19 protein-coding genes are annotated in these 21,750 nt (G+C 43.5%); 10 read left to right on the top strand and 9 right to left on the bottom strand.

What is annotated here, in order from left to right; genetic code table 11:
- The first annotated feature begins 249 nt into the window (after positions 1-249).
- The 4 genes from AC1HDP_RS02645 to AC1HDP_RS02630 all read left to right on the top strand — a co-directional run bounded on the left by AC1HDP_RS02645 (position 250) and on the right by AC1HDP_RS02630 (position 5,490).
- Positions 250-1,233: an ATP-grasp domain-containing protein gene (locus AC1HDP_RS02645; protein ID WP_140932347.1), complete on the top strand. Its 984-nt coding sequence runs from the start codon at positions 250-252 to the stop codon at positions 1,231-1,233.
- Between the two features lie 437 nt (positions 1,234-1,670).
- The gene (locus AC1HDP_RS02640) at positions 1,671-2,693 is read left to right on the top strand and encodes a GGDEF domain-containing protein (RefSeq protein ID WP_479637560.1); all 1,023 of its coding nucleotides are present in this window, start codon (positions 1,671-1,673) and stop codon (positions 2,691-2,693) included.
- A gap of 97 nt (positions 2,694-2,790) precedes the next feature.
- On the top strand, positions 2,791-3,975 hold the full coding sequence (locus AC1HDP_RS02635) for a cystathionine beta-lyase (protein ID WP_479637559.1): 1,185 nt from the start codon (positions 2,791-2,793) through the stop codon (positions 3,973-3,975).
- Between the two features lie 216 nt (positions 3,976-4,191).
- Positions 4,192-5,490 (top strand): anaerobic C4-dicarboxylate transporter, encoded by a 1,299-nt coding sequence (locus tag AC1HDP_RS02630; RefSeq protein WP_479637558.1) that lies wholly within the window; start codon positions 4,192-4,194, stop codon positions 5,488-5,490.
- 208 nt (positions 5,491-5,698) lie between these two features.
- Here AC1HDP_RS02630 and yegD read toward each other — a convergent pair whose 3' ends face one another.
- The gene (gene yegD / locus AC1HDP_RS02625; RefSeq protein ID WP_479637557.1) at positions 5,699-7,066 is read right to left on the bottom strand and encodes a molecular chaperone; all 1,368 of its coding nucleotides are present in this window, start codon (positions 7,064-7,066) and stop codon (positions 5,699-5,701) included.
- A 236-nt stretch (positions 7,067-7,302) separates the two neighbouring features.
- On the opposite strand from yegD, the gene AC1HDP_RS02620 reads away from it, so the two are divergent.
- Positions 7,303-8,481: a multidrug effflux MFS transporter gene (locus AC1HDP_RS02620; protein WP_479637556.1), complete on the top strand. Its 1,179-nt coding sequence runs from the start codon at positions 7,303-7,305 to the stop codon at positions 8,479-8,481.
- Positions 8,482-8,585: 104 nt separating this feature from the next.
- Here AC1HDP_RS02620 and AC1HDP_RS02615 read toward each other — a convergent pair whose 3' ends face one another.
- Complete coding sequence (locus tag AC1HDP_RS02615; RefSeq protein WP_479637555.1) at positions 8,586-8,867, bottom strand: hypothetical protein; 282 nt, start codon at positions 8,865-8,867, stop codon at positions 8,586-8,588.
- 761 nt (positions 8,868-9,628) lie between these two features.
- Between AC1HDP_RS02615 and AC1HDP_RS02610 the strand changes: the two genes are divergently transcribed.
- From AC1HDP_RS02610 to ilvN, 3 genes are all read left to right on the top strand, one after another.
- The gene (locus AC1HDP_RS02610; RefSeq protein WP_479637554.1) at positions 9,629-10,921 is read left to right on the top strand and encodes an HAAAP family serine/threonine permease; all 1,293 of its coding nucleotides are present in this window, start codon (positions 9,629-9,631) and stop codon (positions 10,919-10,921) included.
- A 428-nt stretch (positions 10,922-11,349) separates the two neighbouring features.
- Positions 11,350-13,083, top strand: a complete 1,734-nt coding sequence (locus AC1HDP_RS02605) for an acetolactate synthase 3 large subunit (RefSeq protein ID WP_479637553.1) — start codon at positions 11,350-11,352, stop codon at positions 13,081-13,083.
- Positions 13,083-13,577 carry an acetolactate synthase small subunit gene (gene ilvN, locus AC1HDP_RS02600; RefSeq protein WP_140932338.1) on the top strand — a complete coding sequence of 165 codons (495 nt, stop codon included), beginning with the start codon at positions 13,083-13,085 and terminating at the stop codon, positions 13,575-13,577. The genes AC1HDP_RS02605 and ilvN overlap by 1 nt, the downstream gene beginning before the upstream one ends.
- Positions 13,578-13,730: 153 nt before the next feature.
- Here the strand turns inward: ilvN and AC1HDP_RS02595 are convergent, their stop codons facing one another.
- The 6 genes from AC1HDP_RS02595 to AC1HDP_RS02570 form a co-directional block, all read right to left on the bottom strand.
- Positions 13,731-14,177, bottom strand: coding sequence for an Hsp20 family protein (locus AC1HDP_RS02595; protein ID WP_479637552.1), 447 nt, complete (start codon positions 14,175-14,177; stop codon positions 13,731-13,733).
- 259 nt (positions 14,178-14,436) lie between these two features.
- Positions 14,437-15,558, bottom strand: a complete 1,122-nt coding sequence (locus tag AC1HDP_RS02590) for an ISAs1 family transposase (RefSeq protein ID WP_479637551.1) — start codon at positions 15,556-15,558, stop codon at positions 14,437-14,439.
- A 265-nt stretch (positions 15,559-15,823) separates the two neighbouring features.
- Positions 15,824-16,510 carry an alpha/beta hydrolase gene (locus AC1HDP_RS02585; protein WP_479637550.1) on the bottom strand — a complete coding sequence of 229 codons (687 nt, stop codon included), beginning with the start codon at positions 16,508-16,510 and terminating at the stop codon, positions 15,824-15,826.
- A gap of 93 nt (positions 16,511-16,603) precedes the next feature.
- Positions 16,604-16,831: a DUF3389 family protein gene (locus AC1HDP_RS02580; protein WP_479637549.1), complete on the bottom strand. Its 228-nt coding sequence runs from the start codon at positions 16,829-16,831 to the stop codon at positions 16,604-16,606.
- Between the two features lie 152 nt (positions 16,832-16,983).
- Positions 16,984-17,466 carry an FKBP-type peptidyl-prolyl cis-trans isomerase gene (locus AC1HDP_RS02575; protein WP_140934054.1) on the bottom strand — a complete coding sequence of 161 codons (483 nt, stop codon included), beginning with the start codon at positions 17,464-17,466 and terminating at the stop codon, positions 16,984-16,986.
- Between the two features lie 39 nt (positions 17,467-17,505).
- Entirely contained in the window at positions 17,506-18,756 is a 1,251-nt protein-coding gene (locus tag AC1HDP_RS02570; RefSeq protein WP_479639806.1) for a lytic murein transglycosylase, read from the bottom strand.
- A 343-nt stretch (positions 18,757-19,099) separates the two neighbouring features.
- On the opposite strand from AC1HDP_RS02570, the gene AC1HDP_RS02565 reads away from it, so the two are divergent.
- Both AC1HDP_RS02565 and AC1HDP_RS02560 read left to right on the top strand, forming a co-directional pair.
- Positions 19,100-19,465: a DUF2750 domain-containing protein gene (locus tag AC1HDP_RS02565; protein WP_140932334.1), complete on the top strand. Its 366-nt coding sequence runs from the start codon at positions 19,100-19,102 to the stop codon at positions 19,463-19,465.
- Between the two features lie 98 nt (positions 19,466-19,563).
- The gene (locus tag AC1HDP_RS02560; RefSeq protein ID WP_479637548.1) at positions 19,564-20,139 is read left to right on the top strand and encodes a hypothetical protein; all 576 of its coding nucleotides are present in this window, start codon (positions 19,564-19,566) and stop codon (positions 20,137-20,139) included.
- On the opposite strand, the gene AC1HDP_RS02555 is transcribed toward AC1HDP_RS02560, so the two are convergent.
- Positions 20,136-21,092 (bottom strand): chemotaxis protein CheV, encoded by a 957-nt coding sequence (locus AC1HDP_RS02555; RefSeq protein ID WP_479637547.1) that lies wholly within the window; start codon positions 21,090-21,092, stop codon positions 20,136-20,138. The genes AC1HDP_RS02560 and AC1HDP_RS02555 overlap by 4 nt on opposite strands.
- Positions 21,093-21,750 lie beyond the last annotated feature (658 nt).

The following is a 21,750-nucleotide window of genomic DNA, read 5'->3' as shown; positions in this document are numbered from 1 at the left end:
CAAATTATCGCCACCACAAGCAATGCGATAACTAATTACGTAAGTGACAAGTTTATATGAGCGCATTTGGATGAAGTAAGGTAAAATTGCACAGGGAACACCCTTTTACGCCAAAATGTAACCTCAGTTTTAGAGGGCACATGGCAAAACACTCAGAGGCGTAAAGCTTCTGAGTTCCAGTATGACCTAGTAGCTCCCTAATTTATAGCGGGCGTAAGGATTAACAATGAAAATGAAGGTTTGCGAATAATGCGTGGGTGGATTTTATACAAAGAAACTGCAACGCTGCTGAAACCTGAATTATATGAGATCAACCGTCTACTCGAGGCGGCAAAAGCAGATAACATTCAGTTAGAAGTTTTTGCTCCAGAAGAATTCGATCTGACGGTCACCAGGGAAGACAACAAGAGTATTTTGTTGAACGGACAACCAGTTGAGTTGCCCGATTTCATTATTCCCCGGATGGGATCAGGTACAACATATTTTGCATTAGCAATCATTCGTCACTTAGAGCGTTTAGGCGTGTATTGCCTTAACTCTTCTACTGCGATTGAAACGGTGAAAGATAAATTATTCTCTCAGCAGTTATTGGCTGAGAAAAATTTGCCGACACCAAAAACTATGTTAGTTAAATTCCCAGTCGATATTGACTTGGTAGACCGTCACTTAGGTTTTCCTGTTGTGATTAAAACTTTGTCTGGTTCACAAGGCAGCGGTGTGTTTTTATCGCACAAAGCCCGTGAATTCGATGATTTAATGCAGTTAATTGAAGCGACTAACAAGAACGCCAATATTATTTTGCAAGAATTCATCGCTAACAGTCATGGTCGTGATCTGCGAGTATTTACTATCGGTGGTCGTGTTGTTGGTTGTTATGAACGCCGTGGCCAAGAAGATAGCTTTAAAGCTAACGTCAGTGCCGGTGGTTCTGCGAGTCCTTTTGCAGTCACTCCAGAAATCGAATGGTTAGCGACCCAAACTGCCAATATTTTAGATTTGGACGTAGCAGGTATTGATTTGTTGTTTGACAACGGTCATTACAAAATTTGTGAAGCGAACTCATCACCAGGATTTGAAGGCTTAGAGTCTTGCTTGGATATTGATATTGCTTCACATATTATGCATTTTATTCGTATTCGCTTAGGTATGTTTAACAAGAACGAACCTAGCAGCCCAACGAACATTGAGCCGCCGTTGAAATTGAAAAATAAACGCTCAAAATCATCAGAGTAATTTCTGATATAACATGGCTCGACTCATTCGAGCCATGTTATTACTCCCTGTCTAAGCCCTTGATTCGCGAGATCCACACGTCCCTTCGCATCCACAGTAAATATCCAAACCCAGTTATCAAAAGCAAGTTTTCTAAAGTCAATTTCCTCAAGCAAGTCCCCTAAAACCAGTTCTCCAAGATCAGTTATCCAAAGTCACTTACCTACAACGCACATATTTTCACCGCGACTTTTTATGCCAATGTTAAGCATTTGAGCCCATGGGCTAAGCGAGTCACTATTTCAATAGCCACTTGCCTTGACACTTTGGTTTTGTGCCAATAATGCCACTTTGCATATAAATGCTTACAACAAGATGCTTAGTCGCTGATTAGCCCTAGAATTTCATCCATTGCCAACTAGACTTAGGCTTAACTCTTTTGAACGCAGGGATAGCGTATGTCAGATCCGTTATTGCAAACCGCCGCCAATCATCTTCGAAAAGCCTTACCTTTGATGATGAAACATCAAATTCCAACGACGCCAACCAATTACGCCCTGTGGTATGCCTATGTGGCTGAGCAGCAACCAGCCCTAAATTCTGAACTTGATAGAGTCATTGCCGATTTTCGTACCTGCCCGACAGTGACTGGTGAGCTCCTCTATCGCCAATATGTTGCAGATCCTATTGAGCTCGACGTGCGCAGCATGCGCCAAAGCTTAGAGGCTATGACATTAGAGTTATCAGCATCCTTACAAGATACCAATAATGATGCGGTCAAATTTCAGAAGCAGATAGACAACCAATTCAATAAATTAAATCTGATTGAACAAGAAGGTATGTCACTTGAACAAGTGCTCGCCTTAGTCAAATCCCTAGTTACCGAATCTGATAATATTCGCCGCAATACCGGCTTTTTCACCCAACAACTTAGCAAAGCGCAAACTGAGATTAGTGAGCTACGGGCTAAGCTTGCCCAAAGTGAAAAAGACATGCTGCATGATGCGCTAACCGGTTGCTTAAATCGCCGCGCTTTTGATGCTGATACTAAAGCCATTATTTCCCAAGCTCCGGAAGGCCTGTGCGTCATAATGGTAGATATTGATCATTTTAAAAAATTTAATGATAACTTTGGCCACCAACTGGGCGATGCGGTACTTAAAGCCGTAGGAAAACGCTTGCAAGAGCAATGTCGTGATGGCGCTAATATCTATCGTTTCGGTGGTGAAGAATTTGTGATCTTAGTGCCGCAATCAAGCTTAGCGCTAACCCGCCATTTAGCTGAAAGTATGCGCCGCGCAGTTGAAAAATTAGTGCTTAAAGATAGACGCAAAGGCGCTAAGGTGGATTCAATCACGGCATCTTTTGGTGTTAGCCAATGGCAAGCATCCCAAGCCATAGAAACTGTAATTGAAGAGGCTGACCGTCAGTTATACCAAGCTAAAAATTTAGGCCGTAATCGCGTCATGCCTATCACTTAAGGTCGGCCTTCGCCCTAGCCTTAAGTGATATTAAAAAACCATGAGTCTCGCCTGAGTTAATGCTAGAGTGCTAACAAACCATTAACCGTTGATGCCAATGAAAAAAGATTCAAAAATTGTGAGTGCTGGTCGCGATAAGCATTTCACCCAAGGCATAGTCAATCCCCCGATTTACCGCGCATCAACGGTAGTGTTCGATAGTCTTGAACATATGCACCAAGCCAGCTTAAAAAAAGCTGATGGTGCACTGTTTTATGGCAGGCGTGGCACCCCGACCCAATTTGCATTACAACAAGCGATAGCTGAACTCGAAGGGGGGGCCGGCTGCGCCCTTTTCCCTTCTGGTACAGCGGCCATTGCTGGCGCGCTGTTATCATTTCTAAAAGCGGGCGATCATTTACTTATGGTCGATAGCGTGTATGAACCAACGCGCGACTTATGTGATCAACTTCTTTCTAGCTATGGGATCAGCACCAGTTATTATGATCCTATGATAGGTGATGAGTTAGCGAGCCTAATACAAACCAATACTAAGGCGGTGTTTTTTGAATCCCCGGGCTCAATCACAATGGAAGTACAAGATATTCCAAAACTTTGCCAAATAGCCCATCAGTTTAATTGCATTACCTTACTGGATAATACTTGGGCATCCCCTATCAATTGCCGCCCATTTACTATGGGAATCGATATCTCGATTCAGTCCATTACTAAATATGTCGCCGGTCATTCCGATATGATGATGGGGAGTGCCACCGCTAACCCTAAATATTGGCGGCAACTGCAACACCATAGTTATCTATTAGGCCAATGTGTGTCAGCCGATGACAGTTATCTTGCCTTGCGCGGCCTGCGCACGTTAAGCGTGCGCCTGCAGCAGCAAGCCAATAATGCGTTAAAAGTCGCTAACTGGTTGGCTTTGCGCCCAGAAGTGGATCATCTAAGGCATCCAAGCTTTAGTGAGTGCCCAGGGCATGATTTCTATGTGCGTGATTTTAGCGGCGGTAATGGCTTGTTTTCTGTGGTACTTAAACCTGCGCCGAGTGTTGCCATTAAAGCTCTGGTGGATGATATGCAGTTTTTCAAACTTGGGTTCTCATGGGGAGGCTTTGAAAGCTTGCTGCTGTGGATCCAAGGCATTGATAAAATACGAACCGCCACTTACTGGGACTCAAGCTTCCCTTTACTAAGGCTGCATATCGGACTTGAAGATGCCGATGATTTAATTGCCGACTTAGCACTCGGTTTTGATCGGTTTTATCAAGCCATAAGTTCAGCCAAGTGATTGGGCCATTACCAATTACTTTGGCATGTTATTGAGTCTTAGCACTGCTCGCCTCGCATACCCAGCCCCTTAAGCCAACCTAGATCACAAAAGTCACTGGCCTTGCGTGAGCTAGTTGGCAAATAGCCACATTAACTAGGTTTACGCCTAACTAATACCCCGCCTCATATTCAATTACGCTAAAATAGCACTTCATTTTTGAACATTGGAGCCGCTATGATTTGGCTTGAACTTGCCATCGTTTTATTGTCAATTTTTATTGGAGCAAGAATTGGTGGCGTAGCCATAGGTTTTGCTGGCGGAATTGGCGTACTGGCACTTGCTTGTCTTGGCGTACAACCTGGGCATATCCCTTGGGATGTCATCTTAATTATTATGGCGGTGATATCTGCCATTGCAGCTATGCAAGTGGCTGGAGGTATGGATTATTTAGTCAATCGCGCTGAGCGCTTACTTAGACGCCATCCTAAACATATCACTATCTTAGCGCCGTTAGTCACCTACTTTATGACGTTATTGGCTGGCACTGGCCATACCGCGTTTTCTACTTTACCTGTGATAGCGCAAGTGGCTAAAGAGCAAGGCGTAAGGCCATCACGTCCATTATCCATTGCCGTAATTGCCTCGCAGATTGCCATTACCGCCTCCCCAGTGTCTGCGGCTATGGTGTACTTCTCTAGTCTGCTTGAGCCTAAGGGCGTTGATTATATTACCTTAGTCTTCATCTGTTTTTGCTCGACATTAACCGCAGTGTTTCTCACCTCACTAGTGGCACAATTTTTAGGCTGTGAGTTAAAGGACGATCCTGTCTATCAAGAGCGCTTAGCCCGTGGTGAAGTGGCGCAGCGTCAACAGCAAAATGCCCCCGAGCAACCCTTCGCACTACGCTCATTACTGATATTTTGTGGCGCTATTGGCCTCATCATGTTTTATGCCACAGCGTTATCACCTGTGGTGGGTTTAATTACCGAACCGGTACTTAGCCGCGATCATGCCATCATAGCCATTATGCTATCGGCGGCGCTCCTCATTACTTGGGGCTGCAACATCGATGCGGATAAAATCAGTAGTGCCGCCACCTTTAAATCAGGCATGTGCGCCTGTATTTGTGTCATGGGTGTGGCCTGGTTAGGTGCAACCTTTGTTGAAGCCAATATTGAACATATTCAAAGCTCAGCAAGCCTACTATTAAATCAATATCCTTGGATGCTGGCCATTGCCTTATTCTTTGCCGCTATGTTGCTGTACTCACAAGCCGCCACCACTAAGGCATTAATGCCTGCGGCATTAGCCTTAGGCGTAAGCCCAGTGGCGGCGATTGCTTCATTTGCGGCGGTATCAGCCTTATTTGTGCTGCCTACTTACCCAACTTTGCTGGCTGCAGTGGAAATGGATGACACAGGTTCTACCCGTATAGGTAAAGCAGTATTTAATCATCCCTTTATGATCCCAGGCCTACTAACTACCGGCCTAGCCGTAGGATTTGGTTTTATATTGGGGCATTTAGTTCTCTAAAGATCGCCTAACTTGCTGATAGCAAATAATTGCAAAAAAAAACCACAAGCCTTGGCTTGTGGTTTTTTTTGCTGTTAACGCTCATGTTGCCTTTAGCTCAGTGATAAACACTGCTTTACTCGCCGCGGCTCATTAGATTCATTCGGATCAGAGCCACGCTCTTAAGTCGCTAGTTAGCTAGAGTATTAAGCCGCTAATCAATAAGCGATTAAAAACATTGCTGGGCATAACGAGTTAAGCCGGCAGTCACAGAACCAAAATGATCCCCCACCACGATTTCGCAATCCGGGAAACACTCACTAATACGCTCAAAAATCACTGGGCTGCGCGCAGTACCACCGGTCACATAAATCACTTCTGGCTGAGTATCTGCTTTGGTGATGGCTTCCAGCATTAAGTGCTGAATTTTATCTAAGGTGTCAGCGGTAGCGTTACTAAAGTCTTGAGATGTTACGCGAGTAGCCATATTTTTAGCTAAGTAATCAAGGGCAACACTTTGCTCTGATGATTCCGATAAGCCAATTTTGGTTTGCTCAGCGCTACGCACCAGTTGATATCCCAACTGATATTTTTGCACTTTGAGTAATAAATCAAGGGATGCTACATCCAGTGCATCCTTCTTTAAATCTTCAATCATCTTGCGGCAACTGAGCGACATAAAGTCTCGCTGCGCGCTCACATCGTTAACTGCGACCGCATTCCAAAACAAGTGTCTTGGCAGCGGCTTGCCGGTGGATAATTGACCATCACGGCCCAGCAGTGGCGTAAATGAATGCATAGCTAAAGCGATATCGACATCATTGCCACCAATACGCTGACCAGTGTGGGCTAAAAAGTCGGCCTCGCGTTCGCGCTCATGGCGGCGCTGTGGTCCCATGTTTACCAACGAGCAATCTGTGGTACCACCGCCGATATCGACCACCAGCACAGTTTTATCGCTGTTTAAGTCCGCTTCAAAATCCATTCCGGCAGCAATAGGTTCAAACAAAAAGGCAACACTATTAAAACCGGCGCGAATGGCGGCGCGCTCAAGAATGCCTTGGGCTTGCAAATTACTGTCTTCACCGCCCCGCCCTTGAAAGTTAACTGGGCGTCCAATCACAGCATCTATGTCAGTACTAGGGCTTTGACCGGTTTGTTGATAGATGCACTGCAAAATATTGCGCATCATCAAGGTCACTATGTCTTCAAACAACGCGATTTGATCGACACGTAAACCGCTCGCGCCTAAAAAGGATTTAGGCGAACGCACATAAAAACCATCTTCTGGGCAATATAAATAATGACTGATAGCCTCTTGGCCAAAAAAGACTAAGGTCTCATCGGCGCGTAAATCTAAATCAATCAAGGCTCGGCGCGCTCGCGATAATTCAGCACTGCGCGATGCGGCATACTCAGCTTGCGCACTAACCGGTAACCCTTGATACACTGCTAAAGCAATTAGGTCTTTATCCCAGGCATACAAGGTTGAGGTTAAATAGGCACTGCCTGCCGCCAAATCGATAAGGTTAACCTCATCGTTTACCATTACCCCGACAGCACAATTGGCACTGCCATAATCAAATCCGACCTTCATGACTTGCTCCGCTTCTTGGGGTGAGATAAAAAAGGCAAGAGACTAGCACAAGCCTATTAACCATCACAAGCGTAAGCGAAAAAGTCTGTCATAAACTGCTCGTGGCAATATAAAACTGACATTTAACTACTTGAGAATTATCTAATTTTTTTCAGGTCAATTTTTAATGATAATCACGCAATAGCAGGTTACTCTTAGCTCTCAGTTATCGCCTAACAACGTCAAATGGAAAGTGTGTGAATTCTCCCAAGGTAAATACTCAGTTAATTTTATTCCTCGCGGCGATTATCGCGATTAGTCCGTTAACCATTGACATGTACTTACCGGCAATGCCTGCCATCGCAGACAATCTATCCACCTCCATTGGACTAGTGCAGCTCAGTATGAGCTTATATTTAGCCGGATATGCGGCAGGCATGCTATTACTTGGGCCATTAGCCGATAAATGGGGGCGAATCCACATTTTGCGCCTTGGGCTGAGCGGCTTTTTAATCACTAGCTTATTACTGAGTATCAGTAACGATATCAGTCATTTTTTAGTGCTCCGATTTGTGCAAGCATTTTTCGGCGCGGCCGCGACAGTGGTGGTTCCAGGTTATATACGTCAGCTGTTCGGGGCTAATATGGCTAAAGGCATGTCGTATGTCAGCTTAATCATGATGATAGCGCCATTAATTGCGCCATCCATAGGTGCAGGTTTACTCAATATTTCAACCTGGCCTGCCATTTTTATCCTGCTATCTGTCTATACCGCCATATTGTTAGGCTTAACCTGGAAAATGGACTTGCCGGCCATGCCAGCTAGCAGTAAAGAACCTATTAGTTATTTAGGCCGCTATCGACGGGTATTTTCAACCCCTAAGGTGTTGCCGCTCATTGCCAACTCTATGCTGTCATCCTTTGCGTTTTTCACTTATTTAACGGCAGCGCCTTTGATTTACATGGCCATCCTTGGGATCAGTGCCGAGAAGTTTGCCTTATTATTTGCGCTTAATGTCGGCTCCTTAATGCTTGCTAACCTTATCAATACTCGCATTGTCGGTAAACTGGGGTCATTAACCATAGTTAAGTGGGCAGCAGGCAGCGCATTGATCATTGCTTTGCTATTAGTCGTCGCCAGCGTGCAAACATCTATCCTGGCTATCTTGTGCTTAGTGCCAGCAATCATGATATGTATTGGCTTAATGTCGGTAAATAGCGATGCTTTGCTGTTGATACGATTTCAGGAAGATAGTGGTACGGCAACGGCCGTGATGGGAACCTTGAAATTTGGCGTGGGCGCATTAGCCGGCCCACTACTCGCTATCGCTCCGCATTCACTGTGGTTATTTCCTGTGATGCTGAGCGTTATATTAGTCACCATAGTTATTAACTTAAGGCTTAATCAAACTAAGCAAATAACTATGCGCAAATAGCGATACTCAAATAGCGCAGCTTTAATATCAGTAATTTAATGTCAGTGCTTACATAAGCTAGCTTAAATAACGGCGCCTAAACAACCAGACTTAAATAACCAGACTTAGATAAAGTCTAGTTCAATATCGGTACAGGTCTTCTGACAACGAATCCCATAAATAGGCGCATCGCTAGTTGGATTCTTGTCCATGTGATTGCTGATATTTGTGCCCTTAGCCTTCATTTTACTATTGGCTTTGTGAGTGGTTTTAGCCGGCGCTAATAATTTCAACGGTTGCTGGCAATGCTGACACAATACTGTCTTACCTGAAAACACCGCCTTAATTAAGCGTTGTTGCTCAGCAAAACTTGCCGCGTGGCTTCGATTCTTGGCTGTAAAATCCATGGGTGGATACTCTTTGTCACTATTCTGTTTGCATTATACCTAGGCTTAGTCAGAGTCCAAAGCCCAAATAAGGCTTAAATATGCATGTCACAGATACACGCTGTGCAAATAAGCTTCACCCTGTTAATAAAATGATACTAAGCAAGCGCCACAACAAAAGAGTTACATTTAACCACCAATATAAACATGCTTTTCAACAGTCCCCTGATATTAACTACTGGCAACCAATCGCTGAATTTTGGCAACCATAAGCAGCCATATAAGCAACGACAAAATCACATCGTTGCCGTCATAGAAAATAACAAATAAGTAACCAGGTGATTATTACCATCATTTAAAACAGGTAGTTACGCATTTTAAATGTAAACAGTTATCTATCAACAATAATCAAGTTGATCATTAATTTGGGGATTTTTTATTCACGCCGGCCCAAAACACAGTAAGGCAATGATTTACAACTGATTTTAATCGCAACATCCATTCAAACTACCATCAACAGCATTAACCACCAATAACAATCAAATAATTAGACATATGCCCTAATTTTTATAGTTTTTACCAATAACGATGGTGTAATACTAAATAGAAAATTACTGCTGCTGATTTCATTAAGGAAAATAGAAATTGTTAAGTGAATGATAATAACCAGCCATTTGCTTTACAAAGGATAGCAATCGCAGAATATGTAATTCTAATAATCAATAGTCTTGAACTAATAAACGATATTTAAGAAGTCGGTTATCGACTTTCGGAGAACACTAATGGATTCAACGCAAAACACGACTGCTAAAGTCATGAGTCCTGCTCAAGCCAGTCAATGGCAAAAGTCTGACACTATGTGGATGTTAGGTTTATACGGCACGGCAGTAGGCGCAGGCGTATTATTTTTACCTATTAATGCTGGTGTAGGCGGACTTATTCCGTTAATCATCATGATGCTGTTAGCCTTTCCTATGACCTTTTTTGCTCATAGAGGATTAACTCGCTTCGTTCTTTCTGGTAAAAACCCAAACGGCGACATTACTGAAGTTGTTGAAGAACACTTTGGCGTTGGCGCGGGTAAAATCATTACCTTATTATATTTCTTCGCCATCTATCCTATTTTGCTGGTATACAGTGTGGCGATTACCAATACGGTTGAAAGCTTCATCACTAACCAGTTGCAAATGACTGCCCCACCGCGCGCATTATTGTCATTAGTGCTGATTGTTGGCTTAATGGCGATCGTTAAATTTGGTGAGCATTTGATAGTCAAGGTGATGAGCATCTTGGTTTATCCATTTGTTGGCGTATTAATGTTATTAGCACTGTATTTGATCCCTCATTGGCAGAGCGCATTCCTTGATACTATTCATGTGGCTAATAATTCTGGCCCAGGTATTTGGATGACCTTATGGTTAGCCATTCCTGTGATGGTATTCTCATTCAACCATTCACCTATTATTTCAGCGTTTGCTGTGGCTAAGCGCCAGGAATATGGTGATGAAATCGTTGATCAGAAAACTTCAAAAATCTTAGCGTATGCTCACATCATGATGGTTATTACTGTGATGTTCTTTGTATTTAGCTGTGTATTGAGTTTATCTCCTGCTGATTTAGCCGAAGCAAAAGCGCAGAATCTTTCAATTCTGTCTTATTTAGCTAACCACTTTAATACCCCAGTGATCGCTTATTTAGCGCCTGTGATTGCATTTGTGGCTATTACTAAATCTTTCTTAGGTCACTATTTAGGTGCCCGTGAAGGCTTTAACGGCATGGTAGTTAAGTCATTGCGCCAACGCGGCAAGAGTATAGCACCAGAGAAATTAAACACTCTGACCGCTGGCTTCATGCTGGTGACGACTTGGTTAGTCGCCACGTTAAACCCATCGATTCTTGGGATTATTGAAACCTTAGGCGGCCCAGTTATTGCGACCATCTTATTCTTAATGCCTATGTACGCTATCCATAAAGTGCCAGCGATGCGTAAATACAGCGGTAAGATAAGCAACGTCTTTGTTACCCTGATTGGCTTAATTGCTATCTCAGCTATCGTGTATTCTTTACTGGGTTAATCGCAAGCGCTATCACGTGATAGCAAAGCTTATAGATGCCATAAATAATCGATAGCAATTAACGGCTAGTAACGACTATAGCAACAATGAACAGGTGACCTCAGATCACCTGTTTTTTTATATCTTAGTGCCCCCTCAATCCGATAGCCCCCATCATTGCACTAACGCCTCACGATTCTTTGCCGCTTTCATATTCGCGCATAATGAAAATAACTAACGTTAACGCTTTATTTACACTTTGCGGTTGAAATATAAAAATGTCTTGGTATGCTCAAATCTTGCTCAATTTTATTGAGCTAATTTAGCCTAGTCAAAGTAGGATCCCTTCGACTAGTCAGCCTCCCTCGGCCAGGAGAGGCTGCAAATAGCGTGATTACCCTCACCTATTAAAGCTACTGCTCACCCATACGGTAACTTAGGAGTCTTACATGGAAATGCTCTCTGGCGCAGCAATGATAGTGCGCTCACTGATTGATGAAGGCGTTAAACATATCTTCGGCTATCCTGGCGGCTCAGTGCTCGATATTTACGATGCGCTCCACCAAGCCTCGTCGATTGAACATATACTGGTGCGCCATGAACAAGCGGCCGTGCATATGGCTGATGGTTACGCCCGTGCTACCGGAAAAGTTGGTGTGGTATTAGTCACCAGTGGTCCAGGGGCTACCAATGCGATTACCGGCATAGCCACAGCGTATATGGACTCCATACCATTAGTGGTGTTGTCAGGCCAAGTTCCCAGTCATTTAATTGGTAATGATGCCTTTCAAGAATGCGACATGATTGGTATTTCCCGCCCTGTGGTAAAGCACAGTTTCTTGATTAAAGACCCTAAAGACATCCCTGAGACTATTAAGAAAGCCTTTTACATTGCAGCGACGGGCAGACCTGGCCCTGTGGTGGTCGACTTACCGAAAGATTGCTTAAGTCCCGAGCACTTATTTCCTTATCACTACCCAGAATCTGTCTCTTTACGCTCATATAACCCCACAACATCGGGCCATAAAGGCCAGATAAAACGTGGGTTACAAGCGCTCATCGCCGCTAAGCAGCCAGTATTGTATGTAGGCGGCGGCGCTATTATCTCTAATTGCGGCGCCCAAATTAAGGCGTTATCAGAACTGCTTAATATTCCTGTTGTGAGCACCTTGATGGGCTTAGGTGCCTTTCCTGGCACTCATAAAAACGCCGTTGGCATGCTCGGTATGCATGGCTGTTATGAAGCCAATATGACTATGCATAATAGCGATTTGATTTTTGGCATAGGGGTGCGCTTTGATGACAGAACCACGAATAACGTTGAAAAATACTGCCCTAATGCCAAAATTTTGCATATCGATATTGACCCATCGTCCATCTCAAAAACCATAGCAGTTGATATCCCCATTGTGGGCTCAGCCGAACAAGTACTAGATCAAATGTTAGCGCTATTAGCTGCGCCATCCGATGTGAGCTTAGAAGCCAATGCCTCACCACAGCGTTTAGCTGACTGGTGGCAAATGATTAATGCTTGGCGTAGCCGCAATAGTTTGGCCTATGACACCAGCACTAATCGCATCAAGCCCCAGCAAGTGATTGAGACTTTATACAAGTTAACTAAAGGCGATGCTTATGTGACATCCGATGTTGGTCAACATCAAATGTTTGCCGCGCTCTACTACCCATTTGATAAACCAAGACGTTGGATAAATTCTGGCGGGCTTGGCACCATGGGGTTTGGTTTACCCGCGGCCATGGGGGTAAAACTTGCATTGCCTAATGAAACCGTAGTGTGTGTTACTGGTGATGGTTCGATTCAAATGAATATTCAGGAGCTATCCACCGCGCTGCAATATGACACGCCGGTGAAAATTATTAACCTTAACAACCGCTTTTTAGGCATGGTTAAACAATGGCAAGACATGATTTACTCAGGCCGACACTCACATTCCTACATGGACTCTGTGCCCAATTTTGCCAAAATTGCCGAAGCTTATGGCCATGTGGGAATCGCAGTCAGTCATCCTGATGAGTTAGAAGCAGCGTTAGCTCACGCCTTGTCGTTAACTGATAAGTTGGTATTTGTTGATATCAGTGTCGATGAAACCGAACACGTCTACCCTATGCTCATTCGTGGTGGTGCAATGAACGACATGTGGTTAACTAAAACGGAGAGAAGCTAATGCGCCGGATCATCAGTATTTTATTAGAAAACCAACCGGGTGCATTGTCGCGTGTTGTCGGCTTGTTCTCCCAGCGCGGCTATAACATTGAAACCTTATGCGTTGCCCCCACAGATGATGTCACATTATCGCGCTTAACTATTACTGTGGTTGCCGATGACTCAGTGCTGGAGCAAATTGAAAAGCAACTGCATAAACTGATTGATGTGCTTAAAGTGGCTTGTATTGATGGTGATTTTATCGAGCGCGAATTAGCCTTAATCAAGGTGAAAGCTCACGGCGAGCAACGCGAAGAAGTAAAACGCACCGCAGATATCTTTCGGGCGCAAATTGTCGATGTGAATGCGCGGCTTTATACCATTCAAATCACTGGCACCAGTGAAAAACTCGATGCCTTTATTCGCACCTTAAGTGAAGCCACCAAAGTCGTGGAAGTATCGCGCTCTGGCGTGGTTGGGCTATGCCGCGGCGATAAAGCCATGCGAGTATCATAAGTTAAAGCCGATAGTTAGCTATTACATGGATATACTATTGGCTATACCCTTTGCTATTGGCTATTTATCTATATAAAGACATAAAGTTATTAATAACACGACAAAGGGAAGCGAATGCTTCCCTTATTATTTAGCCTAAGTTCAACCCTAGGATTAAATAGTATTTTGCTCAATGACCTCTTGATTGTTAATAGCGATTTTGCGCGCCTTCATGGCTTCAGGAATTTCACGCACCAGATCAATGTTTAATAAGCCATGCTCTAAGTTAGCACTGGTAACAGTCACGTGATCAGCCAATTGAAATGTACGTTCAAAGCTGCGCTCAGCAATACCTTGATGCAAATACTGACGCTCACCATTAGGCTCTTGACGCGTACCTTTAACCAGTAGCTTATCACCTTCGCTCGTGATATCAAGATCACTCATACCAAAACCAGCGACCGCCATTGTGATGCGATAACGATTTTCGCCAAGTAATTCAATGTTATAAGGTGGGTAGCCGGCATTGCCATTATTGGCAGCCGCATGTTCAGCCATTCGGGCTAAACGATCAAAACCAATGGCAGAACGGAATAAAGGTGATAAATCATAATTACGCATAATCATATCCTCGAAAGCAATATGTGAAATAACCTCGGTCAACAGAGTTGCACCGAATATAAATAGACTCACTAGCTTTAATCATTAACTTATAGGTTAACCACTAACTTACTAGTTAAGTCGCTAATAGGACCTCTCATGAGCATCCATAACCTAGATATATAGTCAGCTATATTTATTTCAAGGGTATAATTAAAAATTTTATAAGAGACTAAACATTTAATTGATAACCTACTGTTCAGGGCAACCGCACGAGTGTTTAGTTTTTCGCCAACGAGCTCAAGCCAGCCCTTAATACACCCTCTAGCATTGATGTATTCATCATGCAGCGCTTTTGTTTTCCAATAATACTCAGCTTAGTTTGCTCTGTTCGAAGCATATTTAAGCTCATATGACGCAAGCAAGATAAATTCTCTGCACCGTGGGCTTTGTATATCTGGCAGGCATCTTCATTCATACTAACATCAAGCACCCAATGCATCGATTCTATGCCCCAGTGCTCTCTCACAGCCATGGCAGCTTGCTCTGTGCTAAGCGTCTTAGAACTGATGTAATAACGATACTCTAAGTCGATGCCTTTCTCTTTAATAAAACGGATATTTTCAACCATCACGATGCTTTTTAATGCTTTCCATCGTGAAAAATCACCTTCAAGCTTCTTGCTGTCAAAAACATAGCACTGGCGAGATTCGATACGGCCATGACCCTTTTCGAATGAGATGCTATCCGCTGCACTTGCACGCTCGGAGCTGAAAGCTTTTTCTATAGCTTGACGCAGTTTCCCTTGGTTATTTTTAACCGCAAGCAAGTAATCTCCGCCTTGTTCTACAATGGCTTTGGCTATCTTAGTTTGGCAGGCCATTGCATCAATGGTTACTAGCGCACCCTTGATATCGAGCATCTTTATTAGCTCAGGGATCGCCGTGATTTCATTGCTTTTCTGCTCGGTTTTAAGCTGACCCAGCACTAGCTTATTCGATGATGCGTAGGCACTGACCATATGAATGGTACTGGCTCTGTCTTCACGGTTGTATGAACCTCGAAGTGTTTTACCATCGATAGCAACTACTTGGCCTTCTGTAAGCGTATGTATTGATGACATCCAGCTGACGAAGCACTCATGAAATTGTTCGGGTTCGATCGTTGATATGATACGCGCAATCGTGTCATCCGCAGGGACACGATTCACGAAAAGTTTATTGCGTTTAAACCAGTCATGGTGTCCGAGGATATATTCACGAATATCAAACCAACCTTTAGCGCCGCCAATCACCGCACACAGGGAGCCAAACAGCACTTCAAAGAGGCAATAGGTGACCTTGGCACTTTGGCGTTGGTCGGTAATTATTTGAAAATGGTCTTTGAAGTGATCAACGTGCATGAGGCTATCCCGTAAAAGGGAGTATAAGATCACAACCAGTTCTGATCGTCAAATCGATCATTTAATGGCCAAAAAACGTTCGCGATCTTGCCCTGACCTACTGTTATGATTTGCAAAGATCTCATGCACTCACACAAATATAATAGAAACTGACCTAAGAAATAGCCCATAGTGCCTGACTCGCAGCCGAGGCACTAGGCGTCATCAATCAATGTATTAAATACACGCCAAAAAAGCCCTCATTTAACAGGGCATCTTTTGGTGTTTATGCCATTAACCGATTCAAAATAAACTCGCGAATGGGCATAATTTGCTGCGCGCATAAACTGTGACCGACGGGATACCAACTAAAGTCGAGCGGATAACCACCAGCAGTTAAGGCTTGACGCGCCATATCCGCCGCCATAGGGATCACTACGTCATCTTGCTCACCGTGTTGATAAACAATGGGAGTGTGTTGATTGACACTTGAGCACGCTTGTGGCAATTCATCACCACCAGGTAAATAACAAGATAAGGCTAAAATTCCAGCGAGTTTGCTGCTACAACGTAACGCTGTAAATAACGCCATCACCCCTCCTTGACTAAAACCGGCAATTAAAATCTTATCGCTAGCAATGCCTGCGGCGATTTGCTGACCAATTAACTCATCTAATAACTGCTCAGATGCCATCACCCCCGCCATATCGGCGCGATCATGTAAGTCTAGGCTCTTAATGTCATACCAAGCGCGCATGATATGACCCGCGTTAATAGTGACGGCTTGCTCGGGAGCATTGGGGAAAATAAATCGAATAGATGAGTTTTTCGGTAATTGTAAGCTCTTAACAATAGGCGCAAATCCGTCGGCTGAATCACCTAAACCATGTAACCAGATCACGCAAGCGGTAGCAGCTTGTGCTGGCTCGACCACAATTCCAGATAACGCAGGGGTTAATTGACTAACAGACATGAGCAAATACCATCAAGTGAAAAATATTGAACCGTAAGCATACCCTAATTATTAGCGTAAATGCAGCGCATACTGAGGGTTAGTTTATGAATATTAACGCTTTAATAATTGCGGGCCAATGACATCCAGCATAACATCAGCGGCCTCTTGGCTTAATGGTAAGCTCCAGCGCACAGCGCCTGCATCCGCGAGCAATAAGGGCCCAGGAAGTAACACTAAATCCTCACAATAGCTTTGCAGCACAACGCCGCTCGATGTCAGGCGTACCTGCACTTCATGCGCTGTGATGATAATTTTTCCTAAGGGGATATTCAGGACCATAACTAGATACTCACTTTTTATCTTACTCTTGCCATCTCATTGCTACTGTTTAGGTCGCACAGCTATTACCATCATTCTTAAACAATTCATTGAGACGACATAAAAAAATGCCCATATAGTTAGCTATATGGGCATCTGGCACTTAAGAGAGATTAGTGCTGATGGCCGCCATCACCATGGGCATGGCCATGAGCGATTTCTTCATCAGTGGCATCACGAGTATCAAGAATAGTGATATCAAATTGTAAGGTTTTGCCTGCTAACGGGTGATTCATATCGACATTGGCCATGAACTTACCCACTTTCAGTACTGTCACTTGTCTTGGACCTTGCTCGGTATGCACCAGTGCTGGCATGCCAGCTTTCCAAGTTTTAGCGCCTTCTAAGTGCTTGATTGGCACTCGTTGCTCAAGGCCATCAACGCGCTCACCAAAGGTTTGATCTGGAGTCAGCATGGCAGACACATGTTCACCAGCAGCCTTGCCTTCAAGCATAGCTTCAACACCTGGCATCATGTTGTCGTGACCATGTAAATAGGCCACCGGCTTTTCATCATGATTGCCTTCTAATAACTGGCCTTGCTCATCACTAATTTGATAAATAAAACGTACTACTTGATTATCTGCAACTGTCATCATACTTCTCTGAATTCTGATCTAAGTAAAAATGCCCACTTAAAGCCCTAAGGCCTTAAAACTGGTGTCATGGGGGTAACCGTCAGCAATTAAGCCCGCTTTTAGTTGAAAGGCTTGCAATGCTGCTTTCGATCTCGGGCCAAATACACCATCAGGTTTGCCGACATCATACCCTAAATCCGTCAATTTCTGCTGCATCGCCTGTAATTGAGCGCGGGTTAATTTTGCTTGCTCAGGCGGCTGCACCACTAATGGACCGCCACCATTGATGCTATCAGCGAGCTGACCGACGGCAATGGCATAAAATATTGAGCGATTCCATTTCTGAATGACTTCAAAATTAGGGTAAGCCAAAAACGCAGGGCCTTGATAACCTGCAGGTAAATATACCGCGGCCGGCATAGACTCACGGCTTAATACCTGACCATTAGCTTGAGTGACACCTAAATCTGCCCATAAGGCAACATCACGGCTGTGTTTAGCCCCAAGTAACGCGTAGTCAAAGTTGGCCGCCAGCTTAACTTCTTGTCCCCAAGGTTCGCCTCTTTGCCAGCCTAACGCTTGTAAGAAAGCGGCAGCAGAGGTTAAAGCATCATCTGTGCTTTGCCACAGATTGATTTTACCATCACCATCGCCATCTTTAGCATGATTAAGATAAGCACTTGGCATAAATTGGGTGTGTCCCATAGCGCCCGCCCAAGAACCCACCATCTCTTGCTTATCTATGCCATGAATTTGCTGAATTCGCAGCGCTTGCATTAACTCTTGGGTAAAATAGGTGCTGCGTCTGGGTTCACAGGCTAAGGTTGCCAACGAATCAATCACAGGCATTTTACCTTTGTAACCACCAAAATTGGTTTCAAGGCCCCAAAATGCCAATAAATACTGCGGCGGCACGCCATATTCTGCCGCTAACTTATTTAATAGTACTTGGTGTTCTTTATATAAGGCTCGACCTTGCTCAATACGCTTATCAGTCACTCGCTTAGTATAGTAATCAGCGAATGTCTGGCTAAATTCAGGTTGCGCTCTATCAAGCTCAATCACCTTAGTGACAAACTGCGCATCCGCTAGGCTCGCCTTAATAATGGCGGCGTTAATACCTTGTGCTTGCGCTTGTTGTTGCAGTTTCGCTATACACTCAGGAAAGTTGGCCTTAGATTGCTCAACTATTTGCGCAATCGTAGGTTCAACGCTCTGCTTAACGGTTTGCTGTTTAATGATGGGCTCATTAATCGCATTGGGGACTGGCACAGATGGTGCTAACGCCGATGATGCACAAGCACTCATGCCTGAGCCTGCCAGTAATAGGATAGAAATACGTCTTTTCAACACCCTCACTCCTTGCTGATAACGACCTTTGCCATGAGCGAATGTACTCAAATAGCAACTGCATAAAATAAAAGCTGACCGACAATGATAATAGGGTCAACCGCACAAAAATATGTACCTTAATCTCGTTATCTAAGGTTACAGAATCATTACACTTAGCACATCCTGACCCAAGTTAATGGGTCTGACAATGAGGGAATGATTAAATTCATGCTAACAAGACGAAAAATACTCAATCGCTAGAGCCTGTTGTGGCAAGCGTGGTACAATACGCTATCTTTTGTCTTTTTGAGTACTCCTTATGTCTGAATTAGATCCTTTATTAAGCAGCTTTATCGATAATGTTAAACAGCATCAATTGTTATGGGGCCTGCAAGATGAAACAGGCGAAGGCTGGGTAGTATGTGATTCTGCCGATTTTGAAGATACTGATGCCATGCCATTATGGTCAACTGAAGCCTTAGCTTCAGCCAATTGCACCGATGATTGGGCAGACTATAAAGCCGTTGCCATCCCATTATCTGAGTACTTAGAATTTTGGGTATCTGATTTAAATGATGATGGTGTGGTAATTGGTATTGATTGGCAAAACGATCAAGACTGTGTTGAAGTCGATCCTATCGTCTTAGCTAAACATCTGGTAGATGTTGAGCTGCTGCAACAGTAATTGATATCGCCGAGTGGCAACACTCGGCGTTTTATCTAGCACTTATGATTACGATTCCTTTTAATAAACGTCATTGCTGTTGGTTTTGTAATGAACCCATGAGCGATTTCCTGCTATGCCCCGCCACCGCAAAACCGCAGATGTCGCATCCGCAAGCCCTAGTTCCAGCCTGCCAAGAATGTTTATCTATCGCCAAAAAACACTACTTTGAAGATATTTGGCATTGCCGCGATCAAATAAAACGCACGCTCAGACAAAAATATGCCAAACATTTAGCCATAGGTGAAAATTGGACTCAAGAGGAACTGGCCGACAGTGGTTTTGATGACAATATTTTTGGTGGTTTTAAAAAAAGTGCATGGCAAATGTTTGAAATAGCAAGGGATAGGATCAACGCGCAAGGTTGGCCAGTGGTGATTGATGGCATTGATTATCCGCCACCATTCTCTATGGCATTTAGCTTTAATGGTGTTGAATACAGCCATATTAGCGAGGCCATCAGTGAGCAAACTCAACGACATGCTCTCGATGAATCATTCCTTATCAGCTTAGTGGACATAGTCGGAAAACCTAGATTTGCTTATGCTATTCGGCTTGCTAAATTATATCGCGGCATGAGCTTGCAACAAAAAAAACAGCTCATTGATGAGCTGCAGAGTGACTTTCAATCCTAACACTTAGACAATGCCTTAAGTTTCTCGCGCAGACGCTCCTGCACTAGGCTCACCAACATATCAGGTTGGAATTTTGAAATAAATTTATTACAGCCAACCTTTTCCGCCATAGCATTATTAAAATTGCCACTTAACGAAGTATTGAGTACTACGTACAAGTCTTTCAATTTTTCGTCACTGCGAATTTCAGCGGTTAACTTATAACCATCCATTTCTGGCATTTCAGCATCTGTAATCACCATCAACAGCTTTTGGTTCACATTCACACCATCTCGCGTCCAAGACTGCAGCAACTCTAATGCCTGCAAGCCATCTTGTACCTCAGTAATATCAATGCCGAGCGGACATAAGGTTTCTTTGACTTGACGCCGCGCCGTTCCAGAATCATCGACCACAAGAATATGCTGGCCTTTCAGATGGTTAACTAAGCCATTATCCAAAATTCCAGCAGACAAATTCGTATCATAATCAATGATTTCAGCTAGAACCTTCTCTACATCAATAATGGAGACTAGCTGACTGCGATCATTTTCTTGGAGGCGAGTAATAGCGGTGAGATAATTATTAGCACCAGCCGTTTTTGGCGGCGGTAAAATATCACTCCAAGTCATATTTACAATATGCTCAACTTTACCGACTAAGAAACCTTGAATGGTACGGTTATATTCAGTGATGATGAGATTGCTTTTAGCCGTGGTTTCTATGGGTTTAAAACCTATCGCCGCCCGTAAATCAATAACTGGAATAGAAACGCCACGGATATTGGCAACGCCAGCCACATGCGCATGACTACCTGGTAAGGTATTTAAGGGGGGTAACTTAACGACTTCTCGAACTTTAAATACGTTAATTGCAAAAAGTTGCATCGAGTTGATGCGAAACAGCAGTAATTCTAGTCGATTCTCACCCACCAACTGTGTCCGTTGATCGACGCTTTCCAATACTTTTGCCATAGATGACTTTCCTGCTGTCTCATGGTTCAAACGTGTTTGAACCGAATTGTCCTTATTGCTTGTTGCAAGTATAGCCATTAACCATAAAAATAATAAAAGTTGTCAAAAAAATTATCAGGCAAGCTCAAATAGTTAGTTAAAAAGCATTATGTATGTAGCGCTAAACTCAGCGTGTTTTACGCTTAAACCGACAATAACAATGGAATTAACTTGGCTAAACAATCTTCACCCACTAGCCAATTGAGCTTTTTAGCGCCATTTCAACCTCAATAGTTAACATCTTGAAAGATATTGTTGACATATCTCAATATCTTGCTATCATCAGCGGCAGTTCAACCTCTAGTTCCTCTATTCTTTCCTCTTAAGCTGTCCGCCTTAGAAAGAAATTAATTCAGCGTCATCTATTGGTCATAAAACAAACCTAAAATAGACATGCTTCTCAGTTAATCACTGAGGGACTTTTGATAACTAAAAAACTTACTTTAACTAGCAAACCCGTAAATTTCACAGTACGAGGAAGGCTTATTGTACAAATATCGACACCACTGGGTGTTCATGGAGCTTTAAACTATGTCATATAAAATTGATGGTCTTGAAATAAACGTATGTTTTCCTGTGGATTCTATTTCACTAAACAAATCTTCTATCGCTTTCAACG

It is taken from the genome of Shewanella sp. ISS20, assembly GCF_056522965.1.
Note: the sequence above shows the minus strand (reverse complement) of the source record. Positions and strands in the feature narration are given on the sequence as shown.

Coding starts and splice junctions, on each gene's coding strand:
- AC1HDP_RS02570 (WP_479639806.1), bottom strand. CDS start 18,756: ATGAGTGCTTGTGCATCATCGGCGTTAGCACCATCTGTGCCAGTCCCC.
- AC1HDP_RS02585 (WP_479637550.1), bottom strand. CDS start 16,510: ATGTCTGTTAGTCAATTAACCCCTGCGTTATCTGGAATTGTGGTCGAG.
- AC1HDP_RS02590 (WP_479637551.1), bottom strand. CDS start 15,558: ATGCACGTTGATCACTTCAAAGACCATTTTCAAATAATTACCGACCAA.
- AC1HDP_RS02640 (WP_479637560.1), top strand. CDS start 1,671: ATGTCAGATCCGTTATTGCAAACCGCCGCCAATCATCTTCGAAAAGCC.
- AC1HDP_RS02645 (WP_140932347.1), top strand. CDS start 250: ATGCGTGGGTGGATTTTATACAAAGAAACTGCAACGCTGCTGAAACCT.
- AC1HDP_RS02595 (WP_479637552.1), bottom strand. CDS start 14,177: ATGCGTAATTATGATTTATCACCTTTATTCCGTTCTGCCATTGGTTTT.
- AC1HDP_RS02555 (WP_479637547.1), bottom strand. CDS start 21,092: ATGGCAAAAGTATTGGAAAGCGTCGATCAACGGACACAGTTGGTGGGT.
- ilvN (WP_140932338.1), top strand. CDS start 13,083: ATGCGCCGGATCATCAGTATTTTATTAGAAAACCAACCGGGTGCATTG.
- AC1HDP_RS02635 (WP_479637559.1), top strand. CDS start 2,791: ATGAAAAAAGATTCAAAAATTGTGAGTGCTGGTCGCGATAAGCATTTC.
- AC1HDP_RS02575 (WP_140934054.1), bottom strand. CDS start 17,466: ATGACAGTTGCAGATAATCAAGTAGTACGTTTTATTTATCAAATTAGT.
- AC1HDP_RS02630 (WP_479637558.1), top strand. CDS start 4,192: ATGATTTGGCTTGAACTTGCCATCGTTTTATTGTCAATTTTTATTGGA.
- AC1HDP_RS02605 (WP_479637553.1), top strand. CDS start 11,350: ATGGAAATGCTCTCTGGCGCAGCAATGATAGTGCGCTCACTGATTGAT.
- AC1HDP_RS02560 (WP_479637548.1), top strand. CDS start 19,564: ATGAGCGATTTCCTGCTATGCCCCGCCACCGCAAAACCGCAGATGTCG.
- AC1HDP_RS02610 (WP_479637554.1), top strand. CDS start 9,629: ATGGATTCAACGCAAAACACGACTGCTAAAGTCATGAGTCCTGCTCAA.
- yegD (WP_479637557.1), bottom strand. CDS start 7,066: ATGAAGGTCGGATTTGATTATGGCAGTGCCAATTGTGCTGTCGGGGTA.
- AC1HDP_RS02580 (WP_479637549.1), bottom strand. CDS start 16,831: ATGGTCCTGAATATCCCCTTAGGAAAAATTATCATCACAGCGCATGAA.
- AC1HDP_RS02565 (WP_140932334.1), top strand. CDS start 19,100: ATGTCTGAATTAGATCCTTTATTAAGCAGCTTTATCGATAATGTTAAA.
- AC1HDP_RS02615 (WP_479637555.1), bottom strand. CDS start 8,867: ATGGATTTTACAGCCAAGAATCGAAGCCACGCGGCAAGTTTTGCTGAG.